The 14,184-nt window shown below is 65.6% G+C and carries 14 protein-coding genes, 1 tRNA gene and 1 pseudogene; 4 read left to right on the top strand and 12 right to left on the bottom strand.

All coding sequences use genetic code 11. The features are described 5' to 3' along the window. Window positions 1–56: 56 nt before the first annotated feature. Window positions 57–839 carry an enoyl-CoA hydratase-related protein gene (locus OLX02_RS10045; RefSeq protein WP_264422449.1) on the top strand — a complete coding sequence of 261 codons (783 nt, stop codon included), beginning with the start codon at window positions 57–59 and terminating at the stop codon, window positions 837–839. 26 nt (window positions 840–865) lie between these two features. Further along, on the top strand, window positions 866–1,666 hold the full coding sequence (locus OLX02_RS10040; RefSeq protein WP_264422447.1) for a crotonase/enoyl-CoA hydratase family protein: 801 nt from the start codon (window positions 866–868) through the stop codon (window positions 1,664–1,666). Window positions 1,667–1,698: 32 nt separating this feature from the next. On the opposite strand, the gene OLX02_RS10035 is transcribed toward OLX02_RS10040, so the two are convergent. Both OLX02_RS10035 and OLX02_RS10030 read right to left on the bottom strand, forming a co-directional pair. Continuing rightward, window positions 1,699–2,472: an SDR family NAD(P)-dependent oxidoreductase gene (locus tag OLX02_RS10035; RefSeq protein WP_264422445.1), complete on the bottom strand. Its 774-nt coding sequence runs from the start codon at window positions 2,470–2,472 to the stop codon at window positions 1,699–1,701. A gap of 102 nt (window positions 2,473–2,574) precedes the next feature. Then, entirely contained in the window at window positions 2,575–3,237 is a 663-nt protein-coding gene (locus OLX02_RS10030) for a TetR family transcriptional regulator (RefSeq protein WP_264422443.1), read from the bottom strand. A 254-nt stretch (window positions 3,238–3,491) separates the two neighbouring features. On the opposite strand from OLX02_RS10030, the gene OLX02_RS10025 reads away from it, so the two are divergent. Beyond that, a complete protein-coding gene (locus tag OLX02_RS10025) occupies window positions 3,492–3,704 on the top strand; it encodes a hypothetical protein (RefSeq protein WP_264422441.1) in 213 nt (70 codons plus the stop codon). Window positions 3,705–3,825: 121 nt separating this feature from the next. Here the strand turns inward: OLX02_RS10025 and OLX02_RS10020 are convergent. From OLX02_RS10020 to lgt, 10 genes and pseudogenes are all read right to left on the bottom strand, one after another. Beyond that, window positions 3,826–5,012: pseudogene (locus tag OLX02_RS10020) on the bottom strand (tyrosine-type recombinase/integrase). Between the two features lie 209 nt (window positions 5,013–5,221). Then, window positions 5,222–5,295: transfer RNA gene (locus tag OLX02_RS10015), tRNA-Gly, on the bottom strand. Window positions 5,296–5,332: 37 nt separating this feature from the next. Then, window positions 5,333–5,980: a 2-hydroxychromene-2-carboxylate isomerase gene (locus tag OLX02_RS10010; protein ID WP_264422440.1), complete on the bottom strand. Its 648-nt coding sequence runs from the start codon at window positions 5,978–5,980 to the stop codon at window positions 5,333–5,335. Then, entirely contained in the window at window positions 5,977–6,678 is a 702-nt protein-coding gene (locus OLX02_RS10005; protein WP_264422438.1) for a glutathione binding-like protein, read from the bottom strand. The genes OLX02_RS10010 and OLX02_RS10005 overlap by 4 nt, the downstream gene beginning before the upstream one ends. 53 nt (window positions 6,679–6,731) lie before the next feature. Beyond that, window positions 6,732–7,268 (bottom strand): adenine phosphoribosyltransferase, encoded by a 537-nt coding sequence (locus OLX02_RS10000; protein WP_264422436.1) that lies wholly within the window; start codon window positions 7,266–7,268, stop codon window positions 6,732–6,734. A gap of 100 nt (window positions 7,269–7,368) precedes the next feature. Continuing rightward, window positions 7,369–8,181 carry a cytochrome c1 gene (locus tag OLX02_RS09995; RefSeq protein ID WP_264422434.1) on the bottom strand — a complete coding sequence of 271 codons (813 nt, stop codon included), beginning with the start codon at window positions 8,179–8,181 and terminating at the stop codon, window positions 7,369–7,371. Window positions 8,182–8,212: 31 nt separating this feature from the next. Continuing rightward, window positions 8,213–9,502, bottom strand: coding sequence for a cytochrome b (locus OLX02_RS09990; protein ID WP_264422433.1), 1,290 nt, complete (start codon window positions 9,500–9,502; stop codon window positions 8,213–8,215). A gap of 12 nt (window positions 9,503–9,514) precedes the next feature. Then, a complete protein-coding gene (gene petA, locus OLX02_RS09985) occupies window positions 9,515–10,078 on the bottom strand; it encodes a ubiquinol-cytochrome c reductase iron-sulfur subunit (RefSeq protein ID WP_264422431.1) in 564 nt (187 codons plus the stop codon). Between the two features lie 273 nt (window positions 10,079–10,351). Beyond that, window positions 10,352–11,395: a class I SAM-dependent methyltransferase gene (locus OLX02_RS09980; protein WP_264422429.1), complete on the bottom strand. Its 1,044-nt coding sequence runs from the start codon at window positions 11,393–11,395 to the stop codon at window positions 10,352–10,354. Then, the gene (gene lgt, locus OLX02_RS09975; RefSeq protein WP_264422427.1) at window positions 11,392–12,306 is read right to left on the bottom strand and encodes a prolipoprotein diacylglyceryl transferase; all 915 of its coding nucleotides are present in this window, start codon (window positions 12,304–12,306) and stop codon (window positions 11,392–11,394) included. Before lgt ends, OLX02_RS09980 begins: the two co-directional genes overlap by 4 nt. 164 nt (window positions 12,307–12,470) lie before the next feature. Here lgt and OLX02_RS09970 point away from each other — a divergent pair, with 164 nt between their 5' ends. Beyond that, a complete protein-coding gene (locus OLX02_RS09970; RefSeq protein WP_264422426.1) occupies window positions 12,471–14,180 on the top strand; it encodes a class I adenylate-forming enzyme family protein in 1,710 nt (569 codons plus the stop codon). Window positions 14,181–14,184: the final 4 nt, after the last annotated feature.

Raw genomic sequence — 14,184 nt, 5'->3', positions numbered from 1 at the left:
GCCGGAACCGCAGCCGGCCGGCTTGGCAGACTCCACGGGAACAGGATGAAAAGAACATGAGCGCTTCCGGAAAGATCACGATCTCGCGCGAAGGCGACGTCTGCGTTGTCCGCTTCAACGATCCGGCCAGCCGCAACGCGCTGGGCATGGACATGGCCGCAGAGATTCGCGACGCCCTGCTCGCCGCCGAGGCCGATTGCGGCGCGGTGCTGCTGGCGGGGGGCGACAAGGCGTTCTGCTCTGGCGCCAACCTTGGCGGGCCGCGCATGGGCGACGGCGCGATCGATGCCGGACTGATCCTGCAGGACACGGTCAACCCGCTGATGATGACCATCCGCGACCTCGCGATTCCGATCGTCACTTCGGTGCGCGGTGCGGCGGCGGGCGTGGGCGCGTCGCTGGCGCTGGCCGGCGACATCATCGTGGCCAGCGAAGACGCCTTCTTCCTCCAAGCGTTCTGCCGCATCGGACTGGTCCCCGATGGCGGCTCGCCGTGGCTGCTGATGCGCACCGCCGGGCGCGCGCGCGCGATGGAAATGATGTTGCTGGGTGACCGTCTGCCTGCGGCCAAGGCGCTGGAATGGGGCATGATCAACCGCGTCGTGCCCAGCGCGGAGGCCGATGCCACCGCGCTCCAGATCGCTCAGCAGCTGGCCGATGGCCCGCGCCTCGCGCTCGGCCTGATCCGGAAGGCCGGCTGGTACGCCGCCGACCACGGCTTTGGCGACGAATTGGCGCTGGAGCGCAATCTGCAGCGCACGGTGGGCAAGAGCGCGGACTTCGCAGAGGGCGTTGCCGCTTTCCTCGAGAAGCGCCCCGCGCGCTTCAATCAGGGCTGAAATCGAAAAATCACGGGAGAGAACAGATGAACGACCGCGTCAGCATCACCATCGAAGGCGGCGTCGCCGACGTCCGCCTGACCCGCGCCGACAAGCGCAACGCCTTCGACGACGCCATGTTCGAGGGCATCAATGCCGCCATCGCCGCGGTCGCGGCGGATAACGCCGTCCGCGTCGTGGTCGTCTCGGGCGACGGACCGTGCTTCTCGGCCGGCCTCGACCTGACGAGTTTCGGCAAGATGGTCTCGGGCGAGTTCAAGGGCGGCTCGGCCATCGTCGACCTGCCGCGCAGCAAGACCGGCGCCAACCGCGGCCAGCAGGTCAGCTATGGCTGGCGTGACCTGCCCGTTCCCGTCATCGCCGCCGTGCACGGCGTGGCACTGGGCGCGGGCTTCCAGCTGGCGCTGGGTGCGGATTTCCGCTTCGTGGCGCCGGATGCCAAGATGAGCGCGTTCGAGATGAACTGGGGCCTGATCCCCGACATGGGCGCGTTTCCGATCCTGCGCGAACTGGTGCGCGCGGACGTGGCGCGCGACCTTGTCTATTCGGCGCGCATCGTCGAGGGCGAGGAAGCGCTGGCCATCGGGCTTGCCAGCCGCGTCTGCGCCGATCCGCGTGCCGAGGCGCTGGCCTATGCGCGCGAGATCGCGGGCAAGAACCCCGACGCGATCCGTGCGGCCAAGCGCATTTTCAACATGGGCGCGGATTCCTCCACGGCCGAATTGCTGATGGCCGAAAGCCGCGAGATGGGCGCGCTGATCGGCTCGCCCAACCAGAGCGAGGCAGTCAAGGCGCGGCTCGAAAAGCGCGAGGCCCAGTACGCCTGAGCCTCGCAGGGTGAAACGGCGGTTTCAGGCGCTCAGTGCGTCTGGCCGCCGTCCACCGGCATCACCGCGCCGGTGACGAAGCTGGCGCGGGGGCTGAGCAGGAACGCGGCGGCATTGCCGATTTCCTGGGGCGTGCCGAAGCGGCGCAGCGGCACTTCGCGCTTGATCCAGTTCCACCACGCTTCGCCGCGCTCGCCGGTGGAACGCGCTTCCCAGTCGCCGCCGGGGAAGATGATGTTGCCGGGCGCGATGGCGTTGACGCGCACCCCGTCCTTGCCCGCCACGCGCGCCAGTTCCTTGGCCAGATGGTTCATCCCGGCCTTGGCGGTGCCGTAAGTCAGCGGCGTGCCGAGCGCGCCGAGGCCCGCGATCGAGGTGATCAACACAAGCGCGCCTTCCTTGCGCGGGGTCATCACGCGCAACAGGGAGCGCGACAGGCGGAACGCCGAATCCAGATTCTGGCTGATCCCTGCGTCCCACGTCTCGTCGTCGATCTCGAAGCCGGGCGGGCAGGGGTGCAGGCCCACGTTGGCGACGCCGCCCCAGATCGGGCCGAGCGCCTTTTCCGCGCCCGCGACGACGGCGTCGATGGTGGCGCTGTCCCGCAGGTCGCCGGCCATGGCCCACACGCGGTCCGCGCCGTATTGCGCGGCGAGGCGGGCGCGCTGCTCCTCCAGCGCTTCGCTGCCGCGCGCCGCGATCGCCAGCCTGGCGCCTTCGGCCATGCAGGCTTCGACGATGCCGAGGCCGATGCCCCGGCTCGCGCCTGCGACCAGAATTACCTTGTCCTTGAGGCCGAGGTCCATTGTGCTCTCCCTTGTTCGTTGGAGAGCACGCTATTGCTTGATCGATTAAGTGACAACCATTCGCGCATCAGGTGGCGCTGGTTTGCGCGCTGACCGGGGCTTTCATTCCGGGGTCGGCTTCAATCCGGCAAGGACGATTTCGGCAACCTGATCGGCAAAGCGTTCGCGCAAGGTCTCGTCGATCTCCTTGACCCCGAACACGTGATCGAGCGCCGAGCGTGAGTGGAAGATCGAATCGCACGCGCCCACCAGCGAGAAGTGGAACAGCATCGGGTCCACCTTGCGGAACACGCCGGCCTTCACGCCTTCGTCGATGATCGCTGTCTGCGCATCGACCGCGCGGCGGGTGTAGCGTTCGGAAATGTGCCGCGCGATATCGCTTTCGCTTTGCGATTGCAGTTCGATCAGCAGGCGGTTGAGGTAGGGGTAGCGGTGGTAGAGCCGCATGATGCCCTGGATGTGCTTGCGCATCTTTTCCTCAGGGCTGCACGCCAGGCTCACCAGCCGGTCCAGCCCGTCGTAGCTGCTGCCCGCGTCGCGCTCGATCAGGGCTTCTAGCAGGCCCTGCTTGCTGCCGAAGTGATAGCGGATCAGCGCCGAGTTGATGCCGGATCGCTCGGAAATATCGGCAAAGCTGACGTTGGTGGTGTTGCCTTCGCTCATCAGCGCGCCGGTGGCATCGAGCAGGAGATCGCGTGTCGAACGGCCTTCTCCGGCTGCGGTGCCGGACGGGGACTTGCGCTTGGGCGTAGCGGGGCTGTTCATGGGGAACCTGACGGATACGCGCCGGAGCGGTTCGTCCGGAAGCGTGAGGGAAACGCTCGCACTAATCCGATTGCGTTACTTGGTCAACCAAATCACGCGGGCTGACGCTACGGCCTCGGTGCTTGGGCCGGTGCCGCCCGGACTATTGCCGGGCCTAAGTAATTGTCACTAGGGCGACATAGCAGCTCCGTAACCAACCTCGGTTCGGTCGGGGCAAGCGCGGCCTCGCACATATCGAAATGCAGGGGCAAAAAATGACCGTAAGTCAGGGCGACATCATTTTCGTCGGCATCAATACCGCCGGTGCGGGAACGGGCACGGATCAGGACTGGTTTGCCTTCGCCGCGGTGAAGAACATCGCTGCGGGCGAGGTCGTCTACTTCACCGACAACGAACTTGCGACTTCCGCCTGGACAGGCGCCCATCCTGTCCTATCCGTCTTGCGGCATCACGTCGCCCTTTCATGAAGTGTGGATGGAAACACCCTCTCCGCTGTCTCCTTGCCGCTAAGAGCCAGCGAATTACTGGGCGATGCGCGGTCGATGTGTAGTCAGGTGGCTGCCTAATTGGTTGACGAATTTATCGGAATCACTGGCCGCGCAAATCATCCAGATAGTCGCTCCACCATTGAGCCATGAGTACCCGCTCATTCCAATGCACGCCCCGATGGTACGCCGGTCGCACCTTGTCGCTGTCCCCGTGTGCCAGCGCGCGCTCAATCGCATCCGGGTGCCACTTGCTGCTTTCGTTCAGCAGGGTCGATGCCATCGCGCGAAAGCCGTGTGCGGTCATTTCGTCGCTGGAATAGCCAAGACGGCGGAGAGCGGCGTTGATGGTGTTCTCGCTCATCGGCCGGGATCGGGAGCGGATCGAGGGAAAGACGTACCCCGTCGGACCCGTGACGGCGTGAACTTCCCGGAGCAGCGCGACTACCTGTCGGGACAGCGGCACTTGCGCATCTTCATCTTGCCAGCCGGGATCACCCACAGTGTTCCGTCGAGATCAATCTCGCTCCACTCTGCGTGTCGCAGTTCCCCCGGTCGCACGAAGACGTGCGGCGCAATTTGCATGGGGAACTTCGTCAGGCCTTGCCCTTCGTAGCCATCGATCGCCCGCAACAGTCCGCAAACCTGCTTGGGGTCGGTGATCGCGCCGTAGTGCGTGACCGTCGGAGCGGTCAGAGCACCCGGTAAATCCCTCGTCGGATCGGACCTTAGCCGCGCGGTAGCTACTGCATAGCGAAACACGGCACCGGCGAGTTGAAGCGTTCGTCGTGCACTTTCCAGTTTGCCCCGTGTTTCAATTTTTCGAATTGCGGACAGGGCGTCCGCGGGCTCGATCTCCGCGATCGCCAGCCGCCCGAAGCTGTTGTTCAGCTGGGCGAGCAGATATTCGCTACGAGTCCCCGTTGCCGGTGCCCACCCCTTGTCGCCATCCTTGCGGCGCTTCTTGCAGAACTCTTCCGCAATCGCGGTGAAGGTGTCCGCCGCCTGGACTCGTGCCCGAATCTTGTCGCGTTGCTTTTCGAGGGACGGGTCCTTGCCTTGCGCGATCATCGAGCGCGCTGCATCGCGCCGTTTCCTGGCCTCGCTCAGGCCGATCTCTGGGTATGGCCCGATCGCAAGCAGCTTCTCGCGTCCGTCAATCCGGTACTTGAGCCGCCAGAGCTTGCCGCCGGACGGGGTGACCAGCAGGAACATTTCCGCCCCGTCGGCCAACTTGACCTGCTTTGCGCCTGGTTTCGCATTGCGGATAGCTACGTCGGTAAGCGCCATGTGCCTCCAGCCTTCCACGGGGTGGACCCCGTAGCGTACCCCATCGGTGGGGGTATCGAATTGACCAAAAGCGGAAACCCCCCAAATCTACCCCCATCAGGAGTTGGCAGTATTCGGACGTGATCGGACGCCTTTGGCCTCTAGGCCGCAGAATACCGGGGATTTCCGGGGGGTGTCCAGATGGATCGGGATGGCGATGGACTTGAAATTGGAGCGGGTAGCGGGAATCGAACCCGCATAGCTAGCTTGGAAGGCTAGTGCTTTACCACTAAGCTATACCCGCTCGGTCTGGCGCGATTGCCACGCGGGGGGGCGCGTCGTCAACCTCCGTTTGCGGCGATGCCGGATTCGCCCGCATTCAACAGCACGATCCGCTGGCGGACCAGGGGAAGCTGGTCATTGCCGAAATACATATGGTCTCCGCCCACGAACAGCGTGGGCGAACCGAAGGCGCCGCGCGCGATGGCTTCGTCGGTATTGGCGCGCAGCGCGTCCTTGGCGGGTTGCTCGCCGGCGCGGCGCAGCAGGTCTGCGCCACTGATGCCGACGCCATCGGCGATGGCGACCAGTTCGGCCGGATCATCGATGTTCCGCGCCTCGCCGAAATAGGCGCGGAACGCGGCGTCCGCGAAGCGGAACAGCGCGGGCTGGTCCTGCTCGAGCGCGCAGGCGCAGCGCATGGCGTTCACCGATTTCACCGGGTGATGGGGCGAGGGGAAGTTCATCGGCTGGCCGGCCAGGCGGGCCCATTCCTTCAGCCAGCCGAAGCTGCGCTTCATCGCCTTCTGCTCGGGATCGGCGCGCATTTCGTAGACGCGCGGATTCACCGCGTTGAACACCCCGCCGACGAGGAACGGTCGCCAGCGTACCGTCGCGCCCGTCTCCGCCAGAATCGGCTGGATGTTGTTGAATGCGAGGAAAGTCCAGGGCGAGGAGATGTCGAAGAAGAATTCCACGGTCACGGTCATGCGAGTCCCTTTCCTGAAATGCCGAACAGGGTGCGGGCGGCTTCCGCATCGTCCTGCGGCCGGCGGCGGAGGCGGTCGGCGCCAAGCGCAACGCCTCTGCGCAGGCCCTCCCGCTGCTTCAGGCGGTCGTACCACGCCTTGACGTGGGGGAAGTCGTCCAGCGGGATGCCTTGTGCCTTCCAGGTGCGGATCCAGGGCCAGCAGGCCATGTCCGCGATGCTGTAGGTACCGCCCGCGATATGTTCGCGTCCGTTCAGGCGCCGGTCGAGCACGCCGTAGAGGCGCAGTGTCTCGCGCCGGTAGCGTTCGGTGGGATAGTCCAGCCGCTCGGGCGCATAGAGCGCGAAGTGACCATGCTGGCCCAGCATAGGGCCAAGCCCCGCCACCTGCCAGATCAGCCATTCCAGCACTTCCTTGCGGCCGCGCAGGTCGGTCGGGAGGAACTGGCCGGTCTTCTCGGCAAGATAGATCAGGATCGCCGCCGTCTCGAACACCGGCAGGGGGGCGCCGCCGTCCGCAGGATCGGTATCGACGATGGCGGGGATGCGGTTGTTCGGACTGATCGCAAGGAAGTCGGGCGCGAACTGCTCGCCCTTGCCGATGTCGACCCAGTGGACGCGGTAGGGCAGGCCGCATTCCTCGAGCATGATCGAGATCTTCCAGCCATTCGGCGTGGGTGCGGTATGGAGTTCTATCATTGTCCTTCTCCCGGCCGCCAATGCAGCACGGGAGAAGGCCGCGGGCAAGCCGGTCAGTGGCCGTGGAAATGCATCAGCGATTCCACGGTGAGACCGGCATCGCGCAGACGCGCCGAACCGTGGAGGTCGGGCAGGTCGATCACGAACAGGGCGTGGTCCACGATGGCCCCGGTGCGGCGGAGCAGTTCCGCGGCGGCGAGGGCGGTTCCACCAGTGGCGATGAGATCGTCGACGAGGACGACGCGCTGGCCGGGGTGGACCGCGCGAGGATCGATCTCGAGCCGGTCGCGCCCGTATTCGAGCGCATAGTCGATGCCGATGGTTTCGACCGGCAGCTTGCCCGGCTTGCGCACCGGAACGAAGCCCAGACCCATGTGCGCGGCGACGGCGGCGCCAAAGATGAAGCCGCGCGCTTCCATGCCGGCGATGATTTCGGCGCCGGCATCGGCGGCAAGCCGTGCGAGGTGGCCGATCGATGCGGCGAAGCCTTCGCCGTGGCCGATCAGCGTGGTCACGTCGCGGAACAGGATGCCGGGGGCGGGAAAGTCCGGCACGGTGCGGACCAGCGCCTTCAGATCGTCCGGGGTCATGTGCATCCTCATCGGTGAAGTCGGTGACGACTTATCGCCGGATACGAAAAAGGCCACCGTTTCCGGTGGCCTTTGTCCGTTTCGCGCCGGGCGAAGAAGATCAGTGGGCGTTGGCCCAGACGTTCTTCTTGGCGAGGTAGGCGAGGATGGTCGCCGCGAACAGGAAGCCGAGCACGGCCCAGCCGGTCTGCTTGCGCTTTTCGAGCTTCGGCTCGGCCGTCCAGGTCAGGAACGCGGAGATGTCCTTGGCCTGCTGGTCGACGGTCGCCTTGGTACCATCGGCATACGTGACGCCGCCGTCGGTCAGCGGGGCCGGCATCGCGATGTTCAGGTTCGCGAAGTACGGGTTGTAGTGCAGGCCGTCGGGGATCTTGGCGTCGGGGAACTTCTTGAGCACCTCGGCGGGCTGGTCCTGATAGCCGGTCAGCAGCGAATAGATGTATTCCGGACCTTCGTGACGCGCCTTGGTGATCAGCGACAGATCCGGCGGGTTGCCGGTGCCGGCATAGTACACCGCCGGGATGTGGTCGGCAGCGATGTTGTCACGCTCGCCCGCGTCGCCGGTCTTGGGATCGAAGGTCTTGGCCTTCGTCGCCCACTGCTTGGCGATCGCCTTCACTTCGGCTTCCGAGTAGCCGAGATCGGTGAGGTTGCGGAACGCGACCTGCTTGAGCGCGTGGCAGTTCGAGCAGACTTCCTTGTAGACCTGGAAGCCGCGCTGGAGCTGCTGGCGATCAAACTTGCCGAAAGGACCGTTGAAGGAGAATTCCACTTCCTTGGGAGTCTTGTGGAATTCGTGCACGGCCGTCGGGGCAGTGGGTTCGGTAATGGCGAGATAGGCACCATTACCGAACGACCAGAGCAGCGCGACGGCGAAGAAGAGGCCGACCAGGGGGCCAAAAAGACGGACCATAGGGTTCTCTTTCTCTTACGCTTCGGCTGGCTCAGGCAGCGGTGGGGTTGGCGTGGAGGACGGCGCCCTCGTCCTTGCCGAGGACCGCTTCGGTGATCGAGTACGGCAGCGGGGCCGGCTTCTCGATCGACGAGACGATCGGCAGGATGACGAGGAAGTGCAGGAAGTAGTACATCGAGGCGATCTGCGAGATCATCACGAAGGGTTCCGCTGCCGGCGCGCCGCCGCAGTAACCCAGCACCACCACGTCCACGAGGAGCAGGTAGAAGGCCTTGCGGAACAGCGGACGATAGTGGCCCGAACGCACCGGCGAGGTATCCAGCCAGGGCAGGAAGAACCACACCAGGATCGCCGAGAACATCGCGAGGACGCCCATCAGCTTCGCCGGGATGAAGAAGAAGTCCGAGGTGAAGGCGCGCAGGATCGCGTAGAACGGCCAGAAGTACCATTCGGGAACGATGTGCGCCGGCGTCGAGAGCGGGTTGGCCGGAATGTAGTTGTCCGGGTGGCCCAGCATGTTCGGCGCGAAGAACAGCACCGCGCAGTAGAGGATCAGGAACACGCCGAGGCCGAAGCCGTCCTTGGCGGTGTAGTACGGGTGGAACGGAACGGTGTCCGATTCCTGCTTCACTTCCACGCCGGTCGGGTTCGACGAGCCGGGAATGTGCAGCGCCCAGATGTGCAGGATGATAACGCCCGCAATCACGAAGGGCAGCAGGAAGTGCAGCGAGAAGAAGCGGTTCAGCGCCGCGTTGTCAGGCGCATAGCCGCCGAGCAGCCATACCTGGAGCGGCTGGCCCACGACCGGGATCGCACCGAACAGGCCGGTGATGACCTTGGCGCCCCAGAAGCTCATCTGGCCCCAGGGAAGCACGTAGCCCATGAAGGCGGTGGCCATCATCAGCAGGAAGATGACCACGCCGAGCAGCCAGATCATCTCGCGCGGGGCCTTGTACGACGAGTAGAAGAAGCCGCGGAAGATGTGGATGTAGACCACGACGAAGAACGCCGAGGCACCGTTGGCGTGCGCGTAGCGCAGCATCCAGCCCCAGTTCACGTCGCGCATGATGTGCTCGACGCTGTCGAACGCCACCGAGCCGTTGGCGGCGTAGTGCATCGCGAGGATGACGCCGGTGACGATCTGGAGGGCCAGGCAGAACCCGGCGAGCACGCCGAAGTTCCACATGTAGTTGAGGTTGCGCGGAACCGGGTAGCCGGCGCCGACCGCGTTGTAGACGAAGCGCGGCAGCGGCAGCTTCTCGTCCAGCCACTGCATCAGCGGGTGGCCAGGCTTATATTCTTTCGCCCAGGGAAAGCTCATCGGGTCTTATCCTCAGCCGATCTTCACGACAGTGTCGGAAGTGAATTCATAGGAGGGCACCTCGAGGTTCTTCGGTGCCGGGCCTTTGCGGATGCGGGCCGCGGTGTCGTAGGACGAACCGTGGCAAGGGCAGAAATAACCGCCGAACTCGCCGCGCACTTCACCTTCGCCCGCGCCCAGCGGCACGCAGCCGAGGTGGGTGCAGACGCCCATGGTGATGAGCCAGTTCTTCTTGCCCGCCTTGGTGCGTTCATCCAGCGTCTGCGGATCGCGCAGCGAGCCGGTGTCGACCTTCTCGGCCTCGGCGATCTCTACCGGCGTCAGATTGCGCACGAAGACAGGCTGCTTGCGGAAGACGGCCTTGATCGCCTGACCCGGCTGGATCGCGGAAATGTCGATCTCGGTCGAGCTTTCCGCGAGCACGTCGGCCGACGGGCTCATCTGGGAAATGAGCGGGTAGAGAACGGCAAGACCGCCCACGCCCGCAAAACTTACCGCCGCGATATTGATAAAATCGCGGCGCCGCACGCCCTCTCCGGTCACATCAGCCGGATCGATGCTCGCCTCATCAGCCATTGAAATTCCCTGCCTGCTGCCGCCGCGCCCGCGGACCGGGCGCGGTCCAACTTGCCCCTCTTGAACCGTGCGAGAGGCGAAACCACATGGGAAATGCCGCCGCACGTGCGGGAGAATGACGTGCACATTCGCAGCGCGCCCTACCCCACTTGGCGCGCCTGATAGACGCAAATCTGTGGCTTTGCCAACAGGCATTTTGGCCTGCGCAAACCTGCGGTTTCGCGGGGGATTCGCCCGGGACGTGCGGTTTGGCCCCGGTTTGCGGGGGATTCGCTAGAAGCCGGCGCCGTCGGGCCATTCGGGCGCGGCCAGGCCCATCACCTTGAACAGCGCCCCCATCTGCCCCTCGCCGATCAGCCGGTCGCGCGCCACCGCGATCGCCGCGGCGTGCTCGGGGGCGAAGCTGCTCAGCGCCTCGGCCCGCGCCTCGATTCCCAGCCCGCGCAGAAAGCGGCCCTGCTCGACCGTGCCGAGCCAGCGCACCCCGCGCGATTGTGCGATGGGGGCCAGCGCCGAGAAATCGACATGGGCGGTGAGGTCCGCTTCCCCGGGGCTGGAAAAGACATCGACCTTGCGATGGGCGCGAACCGCCTGGAGCGAGCTGCCATAGCGCGGCTCGGCATGGCCGTAGTCGATCAGCAGTGCCGCACCGCCCTGTGCGGCGAGCCGGCCCGCGATCTCGTAGGTCACCGCCGCTGCCGCCGGGCAGGTTTCGAGGATCGTGCCTTCGGGTGCCTGCGCGCGGTCGGCGGGCACGGCCGCGTCCATCGGGCGGTCGCCCGCCACCGGCACAAGCTGGCCGTCGGCAAGCCCCACCATGCGTTCGCGCCAGCCCTGCGCAGTCTTGACCAGCTGGCGAACGGGCAGGGCATCGAGAAACTCGTTGGCGACGAGCAGCAGCGGTCCGTCCGTGGGCAGCGTGGACAGATCGGCGTGCCAGCTCGCCTGAGCGTGGTGTTCGAGCTGGATCGCCTTCAGCGCGGTGCTCGCCTCGACGAAGTGGACGCGCGGGACGAGGCCGTAGCGCCGCGCGGCCCCGAGCGCGTCGCGCGCCAGCGTGCCGCGGCCCGGTCCGAGTTCGACGTAGTGGACGGGTTCGGGCCGGCCGGCGCGTATCCAGATGTCGGCCAGCCACAGCCCGATCAGCTCGCCGAACATCTGGCTGATCTCGGGTGCGGTGATGAAGTCTCCCGCACCGCCCAGCGGATCGCGGCTGTCGTAATAGCGCGCGTTCGATTCGGCCATGTAGTGGGCCAGGCTGATCGGTCCGGTGTTGACGATCAGCCGCTCGAAGATGCGGCGCAGCGTTTCCTTCACCCGCGCGTGACTCCCGCGTCGACCGTGCTCCCGGCCTTGGCGTCTGCACCGGAGAACGAGACCGAAACCGGCGGGCGCGAAAGCGCGCGCACGATCAGGACAAGGCCGATCGCCATCATCGGCAGCGTGAGCCACTGGCCCATCGACAGCCCCGAGCGATGCGCGAAGTCCTGCAACTGGGCATCGGGCTCGCGGAAGAACTCGACCGTGAAGCGCGACAGCGCATAACCGAAGCCGAACGTGCCGACGAGCAGGCCCGGCCGCCAGCGCGCCTTGGTCTTCCAGAACAGCGTGAGCAGCACCGTGCCCAGCACCAGCCCTTCAAGCACCGCTTCGTAGAGCTGGCTGGGATGGCGCGGCATCGGCCCGCCGCCAGGAAAGGCCATCGCCCAGGGAATGTCGGCGGTGGTGACACGGCCCCAAAGCTCGCCGTTCACGAAGTTGGCGCAGCGGCCGAAGAACAGGCCGAACGGCACGCAGGGGGCGATGTAGTCGCATACGCGCACGAAGCCGAGGCCGCCCTTCCACGAAACCCACGCGATCGCCAGCGTGGTGCCGATCAGCCCGCCGTGGAAGCTCATCCCGCCTTCCCACAGTTTGAGCAGGTTCTGCGGGTGGCTGAGCAGTTCGGGCGCGTAGAATACCGCGTAGCCCAGTCGGCCGCCGAGGATGATGCCGAGCGTGGCATAGAAGAACAGGTCGTCGGCGTGGCGCTGGGCGAGCGGGGCGCCGGGCTGGCGGATCATCTTCGACAGATGCCAGTAACCCAGCATGATCCCCGCCAGATAGGCGAGCGAGTACCACTTGATCGTGAAGAAGCCGAGGTCGAGCGCGATCGGCGAGAGGCCGAGATCCGTCCAGTTCAAGGGCTGGTGGGTCGGAAGCGCGGCGGCGGCCGAGAGTGAAAGCAAGTGGCAGACTCCGTGCAGGTTGCGTATTGATACTTTTCCGGCCAGCCTCGCGGAGGTGCCCGAACGGGAAATGCCCGCGAGCTTTTGGCACAGGGAAAAAGCGCGGGCAAACCGCAAAAAGCCGCCGGCACGAGCGGGATAGCGAACGGAGAGAGACAAACGCGATGCAGACGCAGCTTGATCGTGAACTGAAGCAGGTGATGGACGGCCTGACGGCGCCGGGCGGGATGTTCGCGCTGACCACGTTCAACAAGTTTGACCGCGACCTGCCGATGATCGCTGCCGCGCCGCCGAGCATCCCGGCCTATCTCGCGCATTACTGCCACGAACACGCCGACAAGGAGTTCATCATCGATGGCGACCTGCGGCTGACGTACGCGCAGATCTACGCCGCCGCGCGCGAAGTGGCGGGCGGGCTGATCGAGGGGCACGGCCTGCAGAAGGGCGAGCGGGTCGGCATTGCGGCGCGCAATTCGGCCAGCTGGGTCGTCGCCTACATGGCGGTGCTGATGGCGGGCGGCTGCGCGGTGCTGCTCAACGGCTGGTGGCAGGGCGAGGAACTGGTCCACGGCGTCGACCTCGTCTCGTGCCGTTACCTCATTGCGGACAAGTCGCGCGCGGACCGTCTGTCCGGGCATACGCACGGCGCGCAGATCCTGCTGCTCGAACACGATTGTCCGCCGCTGGAAGGATTGAAGTCGCTGACCGCCAAGGGCGGCGGCAGCGCCACGCCTCTGCCGGACCTGACGCCGGACGATCTGGCGACGGTGCTGTTCACCTCCGGCTCCACCGGCATGTCGAAGGGCGCCTATTCCGACCATCGCGGCGTGATTCAGGGCACTTTCAACTACATCGCGCAAAGCGTGCTGGCGCTGGGCGTGGTCGTGGCGCGCGGGGAAACGCCCCCGGCCAACCAGCCGACCACGCTTGTCAACGTGCCGCTGTTCCACGTCACCGGGGAAGTGCCGGTGTTCCTCCAGTCCTTCGCGCTGGGGCGCAAGCTGGTGCTGATGGCGAAGTGGAACGTGGTCCAGGCGATGCAGCTGATCGAGCGCGAGAAGGCGAGCTACTTCGTCGGCGTGCCGCTGATGAGCTTCGAGATCGCGACCCATCCCGACCGCGACAAGTACGACCTTTCCAGCTGCGTGACCTTCGCGGCCGGCGGCGCGCCGCGTCCGGTGGAGCACGTCGACCGCCTGCGGCAGGCGCTCCCGCACGCGTTCCCGATCATCGGCTATGGCCTGACCGAGACCAACGGCGTGGGCTGCGGCAACCTCAACGAGAACTATCTGGCCAAGCCGAACAGCACCGGCCTGCCGTCGCGCCCGCTGGTGGACATGGCCATCCTCGACGACGACGGCCATGCGCTGCCCGCCAATGCCGTGGGCGAAGTGTCGATCCGCTCGGTCGCCAACTTCCTCGGATACTGGAACAATCCGGAAGCGACCAAGGCTGCGATCATGCCCGACGGCTATTTCCGCACCGGCGACCTCGGTTATCTGGACGAGGACGGCTACCTGTTCATCGTCGATCGCAAGAAGGACATCATCATCCGCGGCGGCGAGAACATCTCGTGCATCGAGGTGGAAGCCGCGATCTATGCCCATCCCTGCATCGCGGAGGTGAGCGTGTTCGGGTTGCCCGACGACCTCTATGGTGAAGTGCCCGCAGCGGTCTACCTGACCAAGGACGGGTGCAGCGCCAGCGCGGAGGAACTCACCACCTTCCTTGCCCAGCATATCGCCCCGTTCAAGATCCCGGTGAAGTTCTGGCAGGTCGACCAGCCGCTGCCCCGCCTGGGCACGGAAAAGGTGGACAAGCGGTCGCTGCGCGAGCGCTACACCAAGGAATGGAGCGAGACGAAAGTCGCCTGATCGC

Origin of the sequence: Novosphingobium sp. KCTC 2891, from assembly GCF_025938155.1 — a bacterium.
Classification (GTDB): Bacteria; Pseudomonadota; Alphaproteobacteria; order Sphingomonadales; family Sphingomonadaceae; genus Novosphingobium.
This window is presented reverse-complemented; position numbering and strand designations above follow the sequence as displayed.

Excerpts from the sequence above, each read along its gene's own strand:
- OLX02_RS10045 (WP_264422449.1), top strand. The coding sequence starts at position 57 with ATGAGCGCTTCCGGAAAGATCACGATCTCGCGCGAAGGCGACGTCTGC.
- OLX02_RS10040 (WP_264422447.1), top strand. The coding sequence starts at position 866 with ATGAACGACCGCGTCAGCATCACCATCGAAGGCGGCGTCGCCGACGTC.
- OLX02_RS10035 (WP_264422445.1), bottom strand. The coding sequence starts at position 2,472 with ATGGACCTCGGCCTCAAGGACAAGGTAATTCTGGTCGCAGGCGCGAGC.
- OLX02_RS10030 (WP_264422443.1), bottom strand. The coding sequence starts at position 3,237 with ATGAACAGCCCCGCTACGCCCAAGCGCAAGTCCCCGTCCGGCACCGCA.
- OLX02_RS10025 (WP_264422441.1), top strand. The coding sequence starts at position 3,492 with ATGACCGTAAGTCAGGGCGACATCATTTTCGTCGGCATCAATACCGCC.
- OLX02_RS10010 (WP_264422440.1), bottom strand. The coding sequence starts at position 5,980 with ATGACCGTGACCGTGGAATTCTTCTTCGACATCTCCTCGCCCTGGACT.
- OLX02_RS10005 (WP_264422438.1), bottom strand. The coding sequence starts at position 6,678 with ATGATAGAACTCCATACCGCACCCACGCCGAATGGCTGGAAGATCTCG.
- OLX02_RS10000 (WP_264422436.1), bottom strand. The coding sequence starts at position 7,268 with ATGACCCCGGACGATCTGAAGGCGCTGGTCCGCACCGTGCCGGACTTT.
- OLX02_RS09995 (WP_264422434.1), bottom strand. The coding sequence starts at position 8,181 with ATGGTCCGTCTTTTTGGCCCCCTGGTCGGCCTCTTCTTCGCCGTCGCG.
- OLX02_RS09990 (WP_264422433.1), bottom strand. The coding sequence starts at position 9,502 with ATGAGCTTTCCCTGGGCGAAAGAATATAAGCCTGGCCACCCGCTGATG.
- petA (WP_264422431.1), bottom strand. The coding sequence starts at position 10,078 with ATGGCTGATGAGGCGAGCATCGATCCGGCTGATGTGACCGGAGAGGGC.
- OLX02_RS09970 (WP_264422426.1), top strand. The coding sequence starts at position 12,471 with ATGCAGACGCAGCTTGATCGTGAACTGAAGCAGGTGATGGACGGCCTG.